The organism is Clostridium beijerinckii HUN142, assembly GCF_000621745.1.
GTDB lineage: Bacteria > Bacillota > Clostridia > Clostridiales > Clostridiaceae > Clostridium > Clostridium beijerinckii_A.
Map to the genome: position 1 here is coordinate 1 of NZ_KK211338.1, position 17,403 is coordinate 17,403.

General features: G+C 29.1%; 12 protein-coding genes. 7 read left to right on the plus strand and 5 right to left on the minus strand.

Translation table 11 applies throughout. The annotated features are described in order from the left end of the window. Positions 1–408 (plus strand): 3'-5' exonuclease (locus tag T483_RS29825; protein ID WP_035790606.1); only part of this gene is annotated, 408 nt, incomplete at its 5' end. Positions 409–501: 93 nt separating this feature from the next. On the opposite strand, the gene T483_RS0125420 is transcribed toward T483_RS29825, so the two are convergent. The 3 genes from T483_RS0125420 to T483_RS0125430 form a co-directional block, all read right to left on the minus strand. Then, positions 502–1,497 carry an arabinose ABC transporter substrate-binding protein gene (locus T483_RS0125420; protein ID WP_026889363.1) on the minus strand — a complete coding sequence of 332 codons (996 nt, stop codon included), beginning with the start codon at positions 1,495–1,497 and terminating at the stop codon, positions 502–504. Positions 1,498–1,559: 62 nt separating this feature from the next. Continuing rightward, on the minus strand, positions 1,560–3,185 hold the full coding sequence (locus T483_RS0125425) for a response regulator transcription factor (protein WP_026889364.1): 1,626 nt from the start codon (positions 3,183–3,185) through the stop codon (positions 1,560–1,562). A 59-nt stretch (positions 3,186–3,244) separates the two neighbouring features. After that, the gene (locus tag T483_RS0125430) at positions 3,245–4,993 is read right to left on the minus strand and encodes a sensor histidine kinase (protein ID WP_242841931.1); all 1,749 of its coding nucleotides are present in this window, start codon (positions 4,991–4,993) and stop codon (positions 3,245–3,247) included. Positions 4,994–5,264: 271 nt separating this feature from the next. On the opposite strand from T483_RS0125430, the gene T483_RS0125435 reads away from it, so the two are divergent. Then, positions 5,265–7,007 (plus strand): solute:sodium symporter family transporter, encoded by a 1,743-nt coding sequence (locus T483_RS0125435; RefSeq protein WP_026889366.1) that lies wholly within the window; start codon positions 5,265–5,267, stop codon positions 7,005–7,007. A 652-nt stretch (positions 7,008–7,659) separates the two neighbouring features. Here T483_RS0125435 and T483_RS0125440 read toward each other — a convergent pair. Beyond that, positions 7,660–8,289 (minus strand): hypothetical protein, encoded by a 630-nt coding sequence (locus T483_RS0125440; RefSeq protein WP_026889367.1) that lies wholly within the window; start codon positions 8,287–8,289, stop codon positions 7,660–7,662. Positions 8,290–8,556: 267 nt separating this feature from the next. On the opposite strand from T483_RS0125440, the gene T483_RS0125445 reads away from it, so the two are divergent. The 4 genes from T483_RS0125445 to T483_RS0125460 all read left to right on the plus strand — a co-directional run bounded on the left by T483_RS0125445 (position 8,557) and on the right by T483_RS0125460 (position 14,679). After that, on the plus strand, positions 8,557–10,650 hold the full coding sequence (locus T483_RS0125445) for a cell division protein FtsA (protein WP_026889368.1): 2,094 nt from the start codon (positions 8,557–8,559) through the stop codon (positions 10,648–10,650). 153 nt (positions 10,651–10,803) lie between these two features. Continuing rightward, positions 10,804–11,985, plus strand: a complete 1,182-nt coding sequence (locus T483_RS0125450) for a M20 metallopeptidase family protein (RefSeq protein ID WP_026889369.1) — start codon at positions 10,804–10,806, stop codon at positions 11,983–11,985. A gap of 93 nt (positions 11,986–12,078) precedes the next feature. Then, entirely contained in the window at positions 12,079–13,053 is a 975-nt protein-coding gene (locus T483_RS0125455) for an RluA family pseudouridine synthase (protein ID WP_026889370.1), read from the plus strand. A 9-nt stretch (positions 13,054–13,062) separates the two neighbouring features. Continuing rightward, the gene (locus T483_RS0125460) at positions 13,063–14,679 is read left to right on the plus strand and encodes a putative polysaccharide biosynthesis protein (protein ID WP_026889371.1); all 1,617 of its coding nucleotides are present in this window, start codon (positions 13,063–13,065) and stop codon (positions 14,677–14,679) included. 180 nt (positions 14,680–14,859) lie between these two features. Here T483_RS0125460 and spoVB read toward each other — a convergent pair whose 3' ends face one another. After that, positions 14,860–16,359: a stage V sporulation protein B gene (gene spoVB, locus T483_RS0125465; protein WP_026889372.1), complete on the minus strand. Its 1,500-nt coding sequence runs from the start codon at positions 16,357–16,359 to the stop codon at positions 14,860–14,862. Between the two features lie 187 nt (positions 16,360–16,546). Here spoVB and T483_RS0125470 point away from each other — a divergent pair, with 187 nt between their 5' ends. Next, positions 16,547–17,377 (plus strand): methyl-accepting chemotaxis protein, encoded by an 831-nt coding sequence (locus tag T483_RS0125470; protein ID WP_026889373.1) that lies wholly within the window; start codon positions 16,547–16,549, stop codon positions 17,375–17,377. Positions 17,378–17,403: the final 26 nt, after the last annotated feature.

Here is a 17,403-nt window from a genome sequence, read left to right on the forward strand (position 1 = left end):
GGCGTAAAAGGAATGGAATTTAAAAATGTCTATGTTATAAATTGCGTAGAAGAAACAATCCCCCATTCAAATAGTATAAAAGATAATATCGAAGAGGAGAGAAGGCTTTTCTATGTTGGAATAACTCGTGCTATAGATAACCTGTATTTATTTTCTCCAAGAAGCAGGAAAGGCCAATTTAAGGATGTTTCAAGGTTTGTAGTTGAAGGAAAATTAAATGATATGCCTGTTGATACTTATGGATACGAGATTGGAAATAAAGTAGCCCATAGAACTTATGGTATGGGAGAAATTGCTGGATTTGATGAAAATGACAAAGATAAGATTAAATTGAAGTTTGATGATGGAACTTTTAGGAGTTTTTCTTTGAAGATTTTGGTTGACAATAATTTAATTTCGAAATGTTAAATTAAAAAGATAATAATTAAATTTAAGTTGTTAGAACTCCATTGATGTAACAGTTGGAAATTGTTACATCAATGGAGTTATTTTATTGTTAAATTATTTAATCACAAGATTTTTATAATTAGCCTTTGTAATCACTTTATCTTTTACCAAATATTTATCAGGAATGCTTTTATTAAACAAAAGATTCTCCATGAGCTCTTGAGACGCAATTTCTCCAACTTCTGTAGCACTTATGTATGCAGAAGCTATAAGAGGAGAGTTTTCTTTTTGAAATTCATCCTTTGCTACATAACCACCTACCCCTACAGCAACAGCATTTTCTGCAAGACCTGATTGATCAAGTGCTTTTATTGCACCAATGGTGCCAGCTTCATTGGCAGACATGACAAACCAATTTTTTATATTTTTATTAGATGTAATGGTGGAAGCGGCAGAATAAAAACTTTTTTCTGATTGTCCATTATATTCGGCTTGAAAAATATTTTCTTTTGGAAAGTTTGGAAAATTATTTTTAAAGGTCTCTAATTGTCCCTCAGTTCTAGGTATACAGCTAGATACAGAATCCATTGACATAAGCAGGAGTCCTGAAGAATTAGGATCAGTTAACTTATTGTTCTTTTCTAAGTAATCCACCATGAGACCAGTCATATCCCTTCCAATTTGATTAGAATCTATTCCAACAAATGGAGAAATATAATTGCCTTCGTCATCAGTAAGAGGATCATCGCAAGCTATAACAGCAATATTTGACTTCTTACACCGGTCTATGGTAATTTTACTTAACTTTTGATCAGGAACACATATTAATATACCATCTACTTTTTGCGTAATTAAGTTATCCAAAGCAGATAAATACACATCAGGATTCATTTTAGCATCTATAGTAATCACATCTTTAGCACCCATCTCTAAAGCTTTCTTTTTAGCAGCTTCACTTTCTTCCTGAAACCAAGCTTCATCTAAAGTTTTATAAATGACAGCAATAACCAAATTTGATTTTTGTGAGCTCTGTTTAGAAGTTGTAGTATCACAAGAGAAAGCAAAACTAGATAAAATTATCATTGCAACTAAAAGTATTTTCTTATTCATTTAAATATAAATTCCTTTCAAAATTTTAAAAATGTATTTGATTTCGGTAAATTATAACCCAACTATAGATTTTTAAAATATGAGTCTCTAAATTGGTTTGGGGTGATGCCTGTAACTTTCTTAAACAAGATACTAAATTGTTGGGGGCTATTAAATCCAAGTTTGTCCGATATTTCATAAAGTTTGTAGTTAGTGGATAAAATTATTTCTTTGGATTTTTCAATTCTGGCTTTTAAAATATAGTGCGTAACATTTTCCCCCGTTTCTTCTTTAAAGATTCTGCATAAATAAACCTTATGCACATTAATGTTTTCTGCTATATCTGTTAGACTAAGAGATTGATTAAAGAGATTTTTGTTTATGTAATCTATGGAATCAGCTACCTTTTTACTATATTTATTTTTAAAAGAATTATTAAAATTAATATTTATTATTTTAGTAAAGATCTCAATAAACCATCCGCTCATCTCTTCAACTGTTTCTTTGGTTGATAGTATTTCTATAGGTATGTATGAAGTTGGAAAAATATCTTCATAAGCTATAGAATATCTATTACAGGTTCTTACTACTAAATCTAGTAAAGAGGAATTTATATAATTAAGATAATTAAACTGCATAAATCCTCGTATATCTTTGTCATATAGGTGAGTTAATTCTAATTTCAAGCTTTCGATATTATTTTGTTCAATAGCTATATTGATCGCATTAATTCTCTTAGTTAGAGTATCAGTATCTAAGTCTAAATTTTTAACAAAGGTATTGTTTAAAATTATAGTATCATTACCTATAAATACCTTCATTTTAGAAAGTTTAAATGCTTCGTCAAAGTATTTCTTTATTTTAAATGGCTTTTTAAAAGTTGAGCTTACACTTATCGTTAAGCTGATATTGTGCATAAGAGAAATCCTTCGTCTTATTTCTTGTGCTAAAGAATAACATTCATTTATTATATCTGCTTCACTAATGGTTGGAGTTAAGCGTACAATGGCTGTAAATTCTCCATTTTCGCTATAAAAGCATTCCCCAATGTTGAGTTCTTCTATAGCTTCAGCAACATTTTTTATGATTTCCTTAAGAGTTATTGTATAAAATTCCTCATCTTCTATATATTTAAAAAAGTTATCTATTTGGATGAGAAACAAAACAAAAAGTTTTCCGTTTAAATTAAGGTTAAGGTTTTCAATAAGGTTATAACAATCATCTTCACTTATATCATTAAATATAAGCTTTCTTAGTGCAATGTCCTTATTTTCTTTTAGAAAATTTAAAAGTTTATGTTCTTTTCTTATTTCACTTTTTTTTATAGTTATATTATCAAGATCAGTTTTAGTCTTTGCTAATATTCCATATAAATCATTAGGTGTTATCAGATCTTTTATTAAATAATCTGTTACTCCCATTTTCATAGCTCTTTGAGCATAAGTAAAATCCTCATAGCAACTTAGTATTAAAAATTTTTGAGATTTATTAATTTTTTGTATTTCTTCTATTAAATCCAAACCATCCATAATAGGCATTTGTATATCTGTAATAATAAGATCTGGTTTTATATCAGAGTATTTGTTCAATGCTTCCTTGCCATTTGATGCACTATGAACTATTCGAAAATCAGTTTCTTGCCAATTTATAATGTACGAGAGAATTTCCCTTGCTGGTATTTCATCGTCTACAATCATTACTTTATACATGCTATTTACCTCCTTTTTTAGAATTAAAGCACATTGAATTGTTATTTTTTGAATGTGCTTTAATAAATATATGGAATATTAAATTCTATGCAAGTTCCAATTCCCATTTTGCTATATACCCTTAAATCATATTCGCTTCCAAAATATAGCCTAAGTCTTTCACTTATGTTATCTAGGCTTATTCCATTAAAACCTTTGTGAGTAGCTTTTTGTTTACTAAATCCAACACCATCATCAATAATTCTTATGTTTATAAAATCTTTTTGCGGCAATATATCTATTATGATAGTACCAGCATATCCTTTTGGGACTATTCCATGATAAAGAGAATTTTCAATAAGTGGTTGGAGAATAAGTTTAGGTACTAAACAATTATTCAATTTTTCAGGAATATTACATACTAGTTTAACTATGTCTCCATACCTATACTTTTGTATTTTTAGGTAATTTTGAGTGCAAGTAAGTTCTTCTTTTAAGGTTATAAGCTTTTTACTTGTAGATATACTTTGTCTTAGCAGACCATTAAAGGATTGAATAAGCTCTCTTATTTCTCCTTGATTATTTTTTATAGCCAAATAGTTTATTGTATTCAGCGTATTATGTATAAAGTGAGGGTTAATTTGTGATTGCAATAAATCTAGCTGAGTTTTCATGGATTCTACTTCAAGCTTTTTGTTTTCTTCCTCTTCTTTATAAATTTGTTCAATTAGATTTTTCATGTTATGGATCATCTTATTAAAACTAGTAATAAGATATTTGAGTTCATCCTCAGTTTTAGCTTCTAACTTATCTGGCCATTCTCCATTTTCAAATTTATTCATTGCCTTTGTAATATCGTATATAGGATCTGTTATTTTCTTTGAAGTAATATGGCTGATAAAAATTACAACTATAATACTGAAAATACCAATGAAATAAATTAGGACTTGAATAGTATCAAGGTTTTTGGTTAAAGAATCTAAAGATATTAATCCAATAACTCTCCATTCTGGGTATGCTTCTATAATACTATTAAATTCAATGTATTTTGTATTGCTAACTTTTACAGTATCATTGTTAACTTTTTCAAACATCGTTTTGTCATAATTAATATTTCCTGTTTTATAAATCAGGTTCCCATTTTTATCGACAATAAAAGTACTATCAAAGACTCCATTGCAGTAGTCATCAATGTTCATAAATAAATTTTTTTTCTTTATGTTCATCATAAGGTATCCTATTAGCGAGTAATTTTCTTTATCTAAATATCTAGAAAAATAAGTTATAGTTGTCTTTTTTTCATAATCAGGATCTTCATAATTAAAAGGAAAAGTATTAGGGGAGGAGAATTTATTTGAATAACCACTTTCGATAAAGCTGTCCAATTCCTTGTTTTCGTAAATTAATTCACTGTATGGATATTGTGAATAAAGAGGATCCATTATTTTTTTATCTGTTGTTAATGGAATTATAGAAATTATATAATTACTCCATTTGCAATATTCTGACAGAGTATTAAAAAATTCAGTATTAGCTGCTGAGTCAATGGAGTCGTTTTTATTAACTTTAGACATATAATCATAAATATTCTTATCGTTTTCAACCATATAAGAATCATGTCTTATAGAATCTAAATTTTCATTAAGTATTTTAGAGATTACAGTTATTTTCTCTGTAGCAACGTTATTATATTGCTTAATTATCTCTTTAGAAAAAATAGAACTTATAGATGACGTAACGGCTAAAGTCAATCCAAGTATTATAATTGAAAAATATATAGTTATTCTATTACTTATTTTTGTGATCTTTTTTATATTCATAATCTTCATAATTATCACCTTAGGAAATTATAGCACTAGAAGTATAGGATTTCAAAAACAAAATTTATTTTTAATTAAGTTAATATCTTGTAAGAAAAGTTAATAATTAAGATTTTTATAATGGAACGATTTCAATATAATGTGATTAACGATTACAGAAAACAATAACATACTGTAGTTTACGGAAATATGAACAGTTTATATTTAGGACACCTATTAAAAGTAATAGTGCAATTCTGTGTAAGATGTAAACGTTCGTAATTTTAAAGGAGGAAAAAGCATGTTAACCGTTATCTCATTTTTATTTTGTATCACATTAGTAGCAACAATTACCTATCGTAAGCTAAAGGGGCAAAAAAATAATTCAAAGGATTCTTATTTCTTAGGTGGACGTAGTTTAACAGGTGGCGTGATAGGGGCATCTTTACTACTTACAAATCTAAGTGCATCTAATTTTGTAGGGATGAGTGCTCAAGCTTACTCAAGTAATATGAGTGTTATGGGTTGGGAAGTAGGTTCAGGTATTACTCTTGTAATTGTAGCTTTATTTTTACTTCCAAGATATTTAAAACAAGGGGTTACAACTGTACCCGATTTTCTTGAAGAACGTTTTGATTCAGGTGTTAAAAAGATAGTTTCAATATTATTTTTATTGGGTTATGTTTCTAATTTGCTTCCAATAACTCTTTATTCAGGTGCTATTGCATTAGCTCAAATATTTAATGTGCAAGAAACTTTTGGAATAAGTTATACAGCTAGTATTTGGATTATGGTTTGGGTTATCGGTATAATAGGATTTGTTTATGCTATACTTGGGGGATTAAAGGCAGTTGCTGTATCGGATACATTAAATGGTATAGGATTAGCTATTGGCGGATTAATGGTACCTATATGCGGAATAATATATTTTGGTCATGGCAGCTTTTCTACAGGACTATCAAATATATTAGTTAATCATTCAGATAAATTCAATGCAATAGGAACAACACAAGATCCTATACCTTTTGGAACTTTATTTACAGGTATGCTTTTAGTTAACCTTTATTATTGGGGAACTGACCAGGCAATTATTCAAAGAGCATTAGCAGCTAAAAATTTAGCAGAAGGGCAGAAGGGAATAATCTTTGCAGGGCTTTTAAAAGTATTAACACCATTAATTGTTATAGTACCAGGAATAGTAGCTTTTCATATATATGGATCAGGTGTTGAAAATCCAGATTTACTATATTCAAGACTAGTAAATGATGTATTACCAAAACCTTTAATTGGTTTCTTTGCAGCAGCTATGTTTGGATCAGTATTAAGTGTATTTAATGGAGTATTAAATAGTGCATCAACATTATTCGCGCTAAATGTATATAGTCCTGTATTTGGAAAAGGAAAATCTGATAAAGAAATAATATCAAAGGGTAAGATATTCGGACTTGTTTTAGCTATAATTTCAATGACTATAGCACCGTTCATAATGTATGCTCCACAAGGCTTATTTCAATACTTGCAAACAGTAAATGGTTTCTTTAATGTGCCTATATTCACAATAGTATTTATAGGTTATGTAACAAAGAAAGTACCAGCTATTGCAGCAAAAATATCTATAATATTCTTTGTGTTAACGTATGGAACACTTCAATTAGTAATAAAACCAGAAATGCATTTTCTTCATCAATTAGGAATCTTATTTGTAATCACATGTATGATTATGCTAATCATTGGTAAAATAAAACCAAGAGAAAAGGAATATGTATTAGAAGATAATAAAGTGGTAGATATTAAGCCATGGAAATATCGTTATGAAGCTTGTGGTATAGTATTATTCTTAATGGTATCGATGTATGTTGTTTGCTCAAAATTAGGATTTGCAAGTGGAAATGGAATAGGAATTAGAACCTTGATACCTATAGCATTAATTGCAGTGGTAATGTATGGATTGGTGAAAGTTGTCAAGGTAAGAGGTTTAAGAAAGAAAAATGGATCTAATGAAGACTTAGGTTATAGAAATTCAATAGAAAAATTGGATTTTTAATTAAGAAGTTATTAGCATTGTAGTATATATGCAAGTTTAGTTTTCAGCTCTACAAACAAAAAGATATATTTAAATAATGCTTTAGTAAGTATATAAAGTTAGTATTATTATAAGAATATCTGCATAATATATTATACCCATATAATTTCAAACATCTCTTCAGATAAAATCTCCCACCTTATTTATTTAAGGGGGAGATTTTAGATTCTTTTCTATTAAGAATTTATTTATAACAATGAGTATTGGCATTAAATGATTAATGTTCTCATATAATATTAATATCCTTTTAATATTTATTTTCTTTTAACATTACAAAGTTCCTTTATAGGATCTTTGCATTCATTTAAATTCTTAAGATTGAATGGCATAGAATCACTTTAAATAAAAATATAATTCCTAAAAAAATAAGAAATGGCTTACTAGGTAATAAGCCATTCCTTGACAATTAATAAATAATTTTAATAAGGGGTAAATAATAATTAATTACTTTATGTTTTAATTATAAATTATTATTGTGACAAGTTAATGACAACTATAGATAAGGGATACTTTAAAAAGAAAGAAGACATTTACATATAATTAGTTTTTATAATACAAATACAACAGCTAGAAAGTTCAATACTTTCTAGCTGTTGTATTTGTAAATATTAAATTATTTACGTCTTATAAATATAAATAAATCATACTTTTTTGATAGTATAGAGTACGAAAGAAAGCTGATAGCACCAGCTATTAATGTTAATATTAAACTATCAAGAAATGGAAATGTGACAGCAAAAGAAGGAATTTTAGTCTTCAGAAAAGACATAATTATAAATGGAATTAGCACAATTCCAAAGATCAATAAGGAGCGAAGTTTAGAACTGGATGTTTTCTTATGTCTTAAAATAGTATTTGATATGAAATATCCTATGGATATTAGAATACACGTAATTAAGGTGCTCATTAATACTCCTTTTTCAAATAAGACATCTAGTAAAGTAAAGAAAAAGATTAGTATTGAAAAAGTAAATATTCCCTCGATGATCTGTTGGACAATAGATACTGAAGAATTATACTCATAAATTAACTTGTTACAAAATTTATCCAAATCTTTGTTACATTCTAATTTCTTTGCTGGAACTTTTTGATTTTGGGCTGTAAATACAATATCAAAAACTTGATTTTCTATATTTCTTGGTAGTAAAAGGCTAAAGTTATGTTGCATCAAACATGCTTGTATAGCATGATAGGTCTCTAAGTAGTTATTTTTTAATAAAGATATGTTAGGTCTACTTTGCATGTTATCCCCCTCTTAGAAGTTAATAATTCTAATTTAGTATACATTTATATTCTATAGTTAATAATTTTAATATATTAAAATTATGGCAATTACACCTTCTACCATTTTAGCAGAGGAAAGTGAATAAGTAAATAAGTTGAACCTATGCAAAAATGTGAACAAATATTTTAAGTCATTGTATGTAATTAGCTTATAATATATAATTTATATTATATTTATGCAGGAGTTAAAAATATAAATAAAACAATAAAGGTTGGTTGTGTTTATATGGAATTAAAAAGATTTAATCAAAAGGATATAATTTTTGCCTTAGATATAGGAACAAGGTCGATTATAGGTACAGTAGGAATAGTAAAAGATAAGAAATTTCAAGTTGTATGCGAGAAATATTTAGAGCATGAAGAAAGAGCTATGGTGGATGGGCAAATACACGATATTAATTTAGTGGCTTCTGTTGTTCAAAAAGTTAAAAATTATCTCGAAGATGAACTTGAAATACAGCTAAATGAAGTATCTATTGCAGCAGCGGGTAGATTTTTAAGAACTATTGATGTAAGAGCAGATATTGAACTTAATGATGATGAAGAAGTTAATAAAGAAATCATAAGAAGTCTTGAATTGAGTGCTGTAAAAAAAGCAGAAGAGCAGATAGCTTCTACAACTGAAGGAAAACTATATTGCGTTGGATATTCAGTTAGAAATTTTTACTTAAATGGATTTTTAATATCTAATTTATTAGGGCATAAGGGAGAAAATATAGGTGCAGAAGTTATAGCAACTTTTTTACCTAGATCTGTAATTGATTCACTTTATGCAGTAATGAATAGGGTTAACTTAAAGGTTGTAAATTTGACTTTAGAGCCTATAGCTGCTATGGAGGCTGCTATACCCAAAAATTTAAGACTGCTTAATATCGCTCTTGTAGATATAGGAGCTGGAACTTCGGATATAGCTATAAGTTCTAAAGAAAGTATATCTGCATATGGAATGGTTCCAATGGCTGGAGATGAGATTACAGAAACTATTGTTCAAGAATATTTAGTAGATTTTAATACAGCTGAAAATATAAAACGATCTATAGTAAAAGAAGAGGAAATAAAATATATTGATGTTTTAGGCATGGAGAATACAATATCATCAGAAAGTGTATACAAACTAATTGATTCTATTGTTATTAAGACTGGAGAAGAAATATCTAAAAAGGTTTTTGAATTAAATGGTGGTAAGGCGCCAAGTGCTGTATTTTTAGTAGGAGGCGGAGCTCATACCCCTGGAATTTTAGAGGCTATTGCCGATAAATTAAAATTACCTCCTCAAAGAATCGCAATTAAAGATAGGCAGGCAGTTATAGAGTGTGTTTCAGATAATGATATGGGATCATCAGGTGTAACTGTTCTAGGAATAGCTTTAACAGCAATACGTAGTATGGGGAATGATTTTATTGATGTCATTTTAAATAATGACCCAATTAGTTTATTCAATTCCCATAAACATACTATAATGGATGTATTGCTTCAGGCAGGGATAAATCCATCACTGCTGATAAGTAAAAATGGTAAAAGTGTAAGGTTTAGCTATAATGGATGTAAAAGAATTGTTTTTGGCGAATATGGAACTAATGCGAAGATTACAATAAATGGAGAGGAAGCAACTCTTGAAACAGAAGTTAAAGCAAATGACAATATAATACTAGAATACGCACAGAATGGAAAAGATGCATCACCAAAATTATCAGAAAATATAAGAAACATAAATTCAGTTTCTATTTATTTAGATAATAATATTATAAATATCGAGCCTGTAACGCTTGTTAATGAGAAAAGAGAAGAGTTAGATTATGTAATAAAAAACGGTGATGAAATAAGAGTGTTCTTACCATGTAAAGTTAGTGAATTTAAGAAGTATATATTAAAAGAAGATGTAATATTACTAAAAGGTGGAGAATACTTAGAAGACAGCTATGAAATTTCAGAAGGTGATCATATTGTAATTAAACCAATGGATTCCTATATAGGAAGTGAAGAGGCTGTTAAAGTAAATGATAAGGAAGATCATGTAGATGTGATAGAAGGCGAGAATGCAGAAAGCTGCAATGAAGATACTGAAAGTAATAATTCAGATAAAATCGAAATAGCAATTGCTAGGGAAGAGCTTAGAAATATAACAGTTAATATAAATGGAGAAAATGTAATATTGAAAGGAAAAGTTCAATATCTAATAGTGGATATATTTGACTATATAAATTTTGATTTAACAGTTCCAAAGGGAATAATTAACTTGAATTTAAATGGAGAAAAGGCACCATACACAGCCAATATAAAAGATGGAGATATAATAGAAGTTTTTTGGAGTGATAATTAAAGCTTATTAATTCCTAGAGCTAATATTTTGAATTTGAGCATATTGAAAAATATAATAAGTCCCAATTCTAAAGTGTTTTGTACCATTGACATATTATCTTCGTTACATATGCTTAAAAATCTAATTATTATTAAATATGGAGGGATTAGAGAAATGATAGATTTTAAAAAAGAAGCTAATCTTATAAAAGATGAACTTATAAAAATAAGAAGGGATTTACATGAACATCCAGAACTTGGATTTGAAGAGGTTAGAACATCTAAAGTGATCAAAGATTTTTTAGAATCTAATAGTATTCCGTATATTGAAGTAGCAAAAACAGGTGTATGTGGAATTATAAAAGGCACAAAAGAAGGAAATAATAAAACTATAGCATTAAGAGGCGATATTGATGCACTTCCTATTAAGGATATGAAAACTTGCGAATTTAAATCAAAAATTGATGGAAGAATGCACGCTTGTGGGCATGATGCTCATACAACAATACTCATGGGAGCGGCAAAGCTATTAAATAACAATAAAGATAAATTTTCAGGTACAGTAAAATTATTATTTGAACCTGCTGAAGAAACTACTGGTGGAGCTACTCCTATGATAAATGAGGGAGTTTTAGATAATCCAAGAGTTGATTGTGTTATTGGACTTCATGTTGATGAAGAAACAAAATGTGGCACTATAAAAATAAAAAAAGGTGTAGTTAATGCAGCTTCAAATCCATTTAGCATAAAGATAACAGGTCAGGGAGGTCATGGAGCATCACCTCATACTACTATTGATCCTATTGTAATTTCAAGCCATATTGTAGTAGCACTTCAGACAATAGTAAGTAGAGAAATATCACCAGTTAATCCTATTGTTATAACTGTTGGTACATTGCATGCAGGAACTGCTCAGAATATCATTCCAGGGGAAGCTACTTTAAGTGGAATGATTAGAACAATGACAAAAGAAGACAGAGCATTTGCAATAAAAAGATTAAATGAAATTGTAAATGGGATTGCAGTTATGTCAAGAGCTAAAGCGGAAGTAAAGATAGAAGAAAGTTATCCTTGTTTATATAATAATGATGTGTTTGTAGATTTAATAAGTGATAGTGCAAACGAAATTTTAGGAAAAGAAAATGTTTTAGAACAAAAAGCACCTAAAATGGGAGTTGAAAGTTTTGCTTATTTTGCAAATGAAAGACCAAGCGCATTTTACTTTTTAGGTTCAGGAAATAAAGAAAAGAACACGACTGAGCCAGCTCATAGTAACTTATTTAATATAGATGAGGATTGTCTTCCTATTGGAGTTTCTATTCAAGCTTTGGCAGCATTTAATTATTTAACAAAGTAATAGTATTATTTTGCAATTTTATGTAAAATAAATTGACAATATGTTTAAAAAACTAGATAATGCTAAGGGTAATAAATTTAGGAGTGATTATATTTGAAAATAGAAATAGGTCCAAACGAGGCAGGTCAGAGATTAGATAAATTTTTAAGAAAATTATTAAAAGATGTGCCATTAAGCGCAATTTTTAAAGCTTTAAGAAAAAAAGATATAAGGGTTAATGAGAAAAAACAAAATGAGAAATACTTCTTACAAGAAGGCGATGTAGTAGAAATAAAATACATACAAAGTAATAAAGAAGATAAAAAAGAAAAATTTATTAAAGTTGATCCTAAAAGAATCAAGATTGCATATGAAGATGAAAATGTCGTAGTAATTGAAAAATGGCCAGATGTATTGGTTCATTCAGATAGCAATAATAGTGAAGAACCTACTCTTACAGATTATGCACTTTCTTATTTAAATGACAAGGGTGATTATATTCCAGAAAACGAAATAACATTTACACCAGCAGCATGCAATAGATTAGACAGAAATACTTCAGGAATGGTCATCTTTGGAAAGACCTTCGAAGGCTTGAAAGCAATAAATGAAGCTATTAGAGAAGATGAAATAAGAAAATATTATTACGCCTTAACAAAAGGAAAAATAAGAGCTGGACGTTATGAGGCGTACATATTAAAGAATCCTGAAACTAACACATCTAAGATATACGATACTGAGGTCGCAAACTCAAAAAAGATAGCTATGGAAATTAGTATAGTGGAAAGCAACGGCGCATATTCACTTTTAGAAATACACTTAATTACAGGAAGAAGTCATCAAATTAGAGCGCATTTAGCACATTTAGGAAACCCTATAATTGGAGATAATAAATATGGAGATAAGAAATTAAATTCATTTTTTGAAAGTAAATATGGTTTGAATTTTCAGTATTTATATGCTTATAAGTTGAATTTTAGAAGAATTAATGGAAAGTTAGAATATCTAAAAAACAAGACTATAGCATTAGCTTTACCTCCAATATTTAAAAAAATCAAGCAAGATGTATTTAAGTTCTCACTTAGATAGGAGGTAATTATGGAAGATCAATCAGCCAATAGTAGCAGAGGCTTTTTAATTCTTTCAATAGCAGGGCTTTTAACCAAAGTTATATCAGTTTTTTATATACCACTGCTTCAAAGAATAATTGGGTTAGATGGATATGGGATATATCAGAATTGTTATGAAGTGTTTTTATTTGTATATGCAGTTACAAACTTAGGTACTCAACCAGCTATTGCGAAGGTAGTTGCAGAGCTTACAGCATTGGGAAAACCAAACGATGCTGTAAGAACCCTTAAAATATCAAGAACTCTTTTATCTTTAGTTGGTGCAGTATTAACTATTTTTTTAATGCTGTTTGCTTTTCCTATTGGAAATATGATTGGAAATCCAGCAGCTTCTTATGGAATTTTAATGCTTGCACCAAGTATATTTGTTACATCACTTTTATCATCATATAGAGGATATTTTCAGGGAAGAAATAGTATGACTGCAATTGCGATATCACAAGTATTAGAACAAGTAATAAATATCGCAATTAGTTTAGCTTGTGCATATTTTCTAGTACACATAAGTGTTGAATATGGTAGCGCAGGGGGGACTATAGGTACTTCTGTAGGTGCTTTTGTTGCGTGTCTATACATGGTATACGTTTATGGAAAGAAGAATTTTGAAGAAGATTCTATGTATGCTCAACAAAATGTTAAAAGAGTAAGGACTAAGCATATCATAAGAAAGTTAATTAAATATGGTTTACCAATCACTTTAAGTTCAGGACTTCAGAACTTTGGTAGTTTAGTAGATATGGTGAATGTAAATAGCAGATTAGCATTTGCAGGATTTAATTTACAGCAATCTCAGGTGCTTTATGGAGTTCTTGGACGATATAAGACTTTATTGTCTGTTCCGCTGATAGTAGTTACTGCCCTTGGGACAACCGTATTACCGGCTGTTTCAGCAGCTATGGCATTAAAAGACAAGAAGGAAATAAGAAGAAAAACTACTTTTGCTTTTAGAATAACATTAATAATAACAATACCAGCAGCGGTGGGACTTTCTTGTTTAGGGCAAGAGGTTTTTGAATTGCTTTATGGAACAGATCAGGGATTTGAATTAATGGTAATGGGCTCAATAGTGTTAGTTCTTATGGCGGTTGTGCAAATACAGACAATAATACTTCAAAGTATGAATAAGCTTTATTATGTACTTGGAACTTTTGGTATAGGGATAATAGCTAAAATAATCGCAAATTACATATTAGTAGGAATACCAGAAATTAATATTTTAGGAGTGGTAGCAGGAAACTTCTTATGGTTTGCAATACCAATGATCTTAAATAAAAGAGCATTAAAAAGGGCGCTTAGAGTTAAGATTCCTATTTTTAGAAGTGCGATTAAACCCCTTTTTGCTTCTGCAATAATGGCTGGTATAATATTTATTCTTAAGACACCAATATCAGTTATCTTAACATTGACACATGGAAATACAATATTAAAAGTAATTACAACGATTTTAATTATTTCTATAGCTGGTTGTGTTTATCTATATTCAATGATGTTAATAGGTGGAATCAAAAAAGATGATATCGACAGCATATCCCCTAGAATATTTAACTACTTACCTAGATTCTTGAGAAGAAAACTTCAAAAGTAAAGAATGGGATTTGACTATAAATATATAGTCGGTGTATTTATAATATCTAATACGGCCAGATGGCTTCATAGGATTGTATAATATACACTGGCGAAAATTATAGTTAAATCCCAATTTGCTTTTTAAGCAACAAAAAATCTTATAAAGCTAAACCACATGAATAATTCAGTTATACATATATTAATATTCATTTTCTCCAAAGGTACCAAGATACGTGAAAATCAAGAAAACAAGGCCCATTATAGTAAAATTATTTATAATTATAGAATTTGTGAACATATGTCTTGAGAATATGTTTATAGTTAAGAAAGTCAAAAACCCAAGCAATATATATATTGCTATATTAAACTTGTTTAAATTAAGTTCAACATGTTTGTTAACCTCGTACATATTAAGAATAAAACCAATTGTGCACGCTATAAGCATAGTTAAACTATAGCCAAATATATTAATTGAATGAATAGCAGTAAATATGTATAAACATATCAATTCAATTATAGCTTCTATTAATGAGTTTCTTAAAATTATTCCTTGCCTATTAAGCCCATTTAGTATTCCAAACATAGTTACTGCAGGAAAGAATATTGGTGCAGTAAGTGAAGCAAATCTAATATACAGACCTAAATCATTTCGCCCATAAAACATCTCGCCAAGGCTATGAGGAATAACATTACAAATTATTGTAGTTGCTATACCAAGCAAGAAAGCAACTTTAAGGACTTTTCTTATTCTAACAGAGACTTCATATTGTTTTCCTAAAACTAGGCTTTGAGAAAGATCTGGAATTAACAATGTATTAATTGTTGAGACTACAATTAAAGGTATTGTTATTATGCTAAGAGCCATCCCAGTATATTTACCTATCATACTTAAAGATTCAGTATAAGTAAAACCAGCTACTAGTAAACGCCGAGGAACAATTAGTGTTGAGAGAGTCCCTAGGATATTAGTTAAAAAACCATTTGCGCAAAGTGGAATTGCTATAATTACCACATCGAAGAGAAGCTGAAATCTGCTTTCAGTCTTTTCGTAAGAAATGGGCATTTTTCTAATGGAGTATTTGTAGTAAATATAGAGAAAAAATAAGCTTTGAAATTCACCAATGCATAATGCAACTGTAGCTAAGGTTACCATACCTTCTAAAGTATTAGCTTTAGTAAAAAAGATAAGCATACTTACAGTTAGAATTCTCATGGCTTTTTCAAAAATATCAATTATAGCTGGCACTGTAATCTTAGAAGTTCCGTAAAAGTAACCTTTAAGTATATTTGAAATCGCTATACATACCATAGCTGGACAGATAACTTTTATTGCGTTTATAGTACGAGCATCATTTACACCATATTTGCCAATTAGTGGAGCACATGCAAATACTAGTATGCCTACTAAGAGTGCCCAGGATATATTAAATAATGAAACAACTCTAATTGTTTTTTCTATATTTTTATGTTCCCCCTTTTGTGCATAGACAGCAGTTATTTTAGATATAGAAGCAACTATCCCTGCAGTCATAAGACATATAAATAAATTGTAAATAGGCATAACCAAATTATAGAGACCCATTCCTTCGGCTCCTAGGACTTTAGAAAGATAGATGGAAAATATAAAACCGAGTATACCCGTAGTCACGTTAGAGGACACTAATAAAAAAGAATTTTTTAAAAAATTATCTTTGCCCAAAGTTCATTCACTCCTTTAAATTACTTTAAATAATATTCAAAATGATAACTAAATATGAATTTGAGAATTTTAGGGATAAAGGTAATATGATATAAAATAAAACAAATATTTACAAAAAAGTACTAAAAAGATATAATTATCTGTGGCTAAGTTATAAAAAACAATTGTACTAAATGGGGGAAACATAATGAACAAAATTTCAGATAACGATATGATAAATTTTTTCTATAATGCATTACCATCTATAGAAGTCCTTTTTGATGAAGATGTATCTATGGCATTAACTGATACTAAACAATATTTATATACAAAGTACAGCCCTAAATTGGAATTAAACACAAACAAGGGAGATATAATTCCAGAAGGAGGCGCTATAATTGAAGTGTTGAGAACTGGGAATAATATGATAAAAGTTGTACCAGAGCATGTATATGGAACTGCTTTTAAATCATTTGCAATTCCAATTAAAGAAGAGGGTAAAGTTGTAGGTGTTTTTGTCGTAGGAAAAAGTTTAGAAAGAAAAAATGCTGTGATGAGTATAACTAAAAATTTAACGGAAACTTTATCACAAATATCAATAACTATAAACGAAGTTGCAAAAGATGTACAAGAGTTAGCGACAATGAATGAAGAATTATTATTGGACACTAAAGAAACTAATGAAAAGACTAAAGATACAGATAATATAGTAACATTTATTCAAGGAATTTCATCACAGACAAATTTATTAGGGTTAAATGCTGCAATTGAAGCGGCTAGAGCTGGTGATGCAGGTAGAGGGTTTAATGTTGTTGCCCAAGAAATTAGGAAACTATCAAATTCTTCAAATGAGTCAATAAAACAGATAGATTCAGTTATAAAACATATATCAACATCAATAAATAGCATAAATGATGGTTTAATTAAATCTAATGATGTCTCACAAAGTCAATCAGCTGCATTAGAAGAAATAGCAGCATCTATAGTAGAGTTAAACTCAACAGCTAAGAAATTAGGAGAATTAGCTGAAAATCTTTAATTTATGGAATATTTATTAACATATAT

What these genes read in the sequence shown, in the direction of transcription:
- T483_RS0125435 (WP_026889366.1), top strand. Translation starts at nt 5,265, where the DNA reads ATGTTAACCGTTATCTCATTTTTATTTTGTATCACATTAGTAGCAACA.
- T483_RS0125450 (WP_026889369.1), top strand. Translation starts at nt 10,804, where the DNA reads ATGATAGATTTTAAAAAAGAAGCTAATCTTATAAAAGATGAACTTATA.
- T483_RS0125440 (WP_026889367.1), bottom strand. Translation starts at nt 8,289, where the DNA reads ATGCAAAGTAGACCTAACATATCTTTATTAAAAAATAACTACTTAGAG.
- T483_RS0125460 (WP_026889371.1), top strand. Translation starts at nt 13,063, where the DNA reads ATGGAAGATCAATCAGCCAATAGTAGCAGAGGCTTTTTAATTCTTTCA.
- T483_RS0125425 (WP_026889364.1), bottom strand. Translation starts at nt 3,185, where the DNA reads ATGTATAAAGTAATGATTGTAGACGATGAAATACCAGCAAGGGAAATT.
- T483_RS0125420 (WP_026889363.1), bottom strand. Translation starts at nt 1,497, where the DNA reads ATGAATAAGAAAATACTTTTAGTTGCAATGATAATTTTATCTAGTTTT.
- T483_RS0125430 (WP_242841931.1), bottom strand. Translation starts at nt 4,993, where the DNA reads ATGAAGATTATGAATATAAAAAAGATCACAAAAATAAGTAATAGAATA.
- T483_RS0125445 (WP_026889368.1), top strand. Translation starts at nt 8,557, where the DNA reads ATGGAATTAAAAAGATTTAATCAAAAGGATATAATTTTTGCCTTAGAT.
- T483_RS0125470 (WP_026889373.1), top strand. Translation starts at nt 16,547, where the DNA reads ATGAACAAAATTTCAGATAACGATATGATAAATTTTTTCTATAATGCA.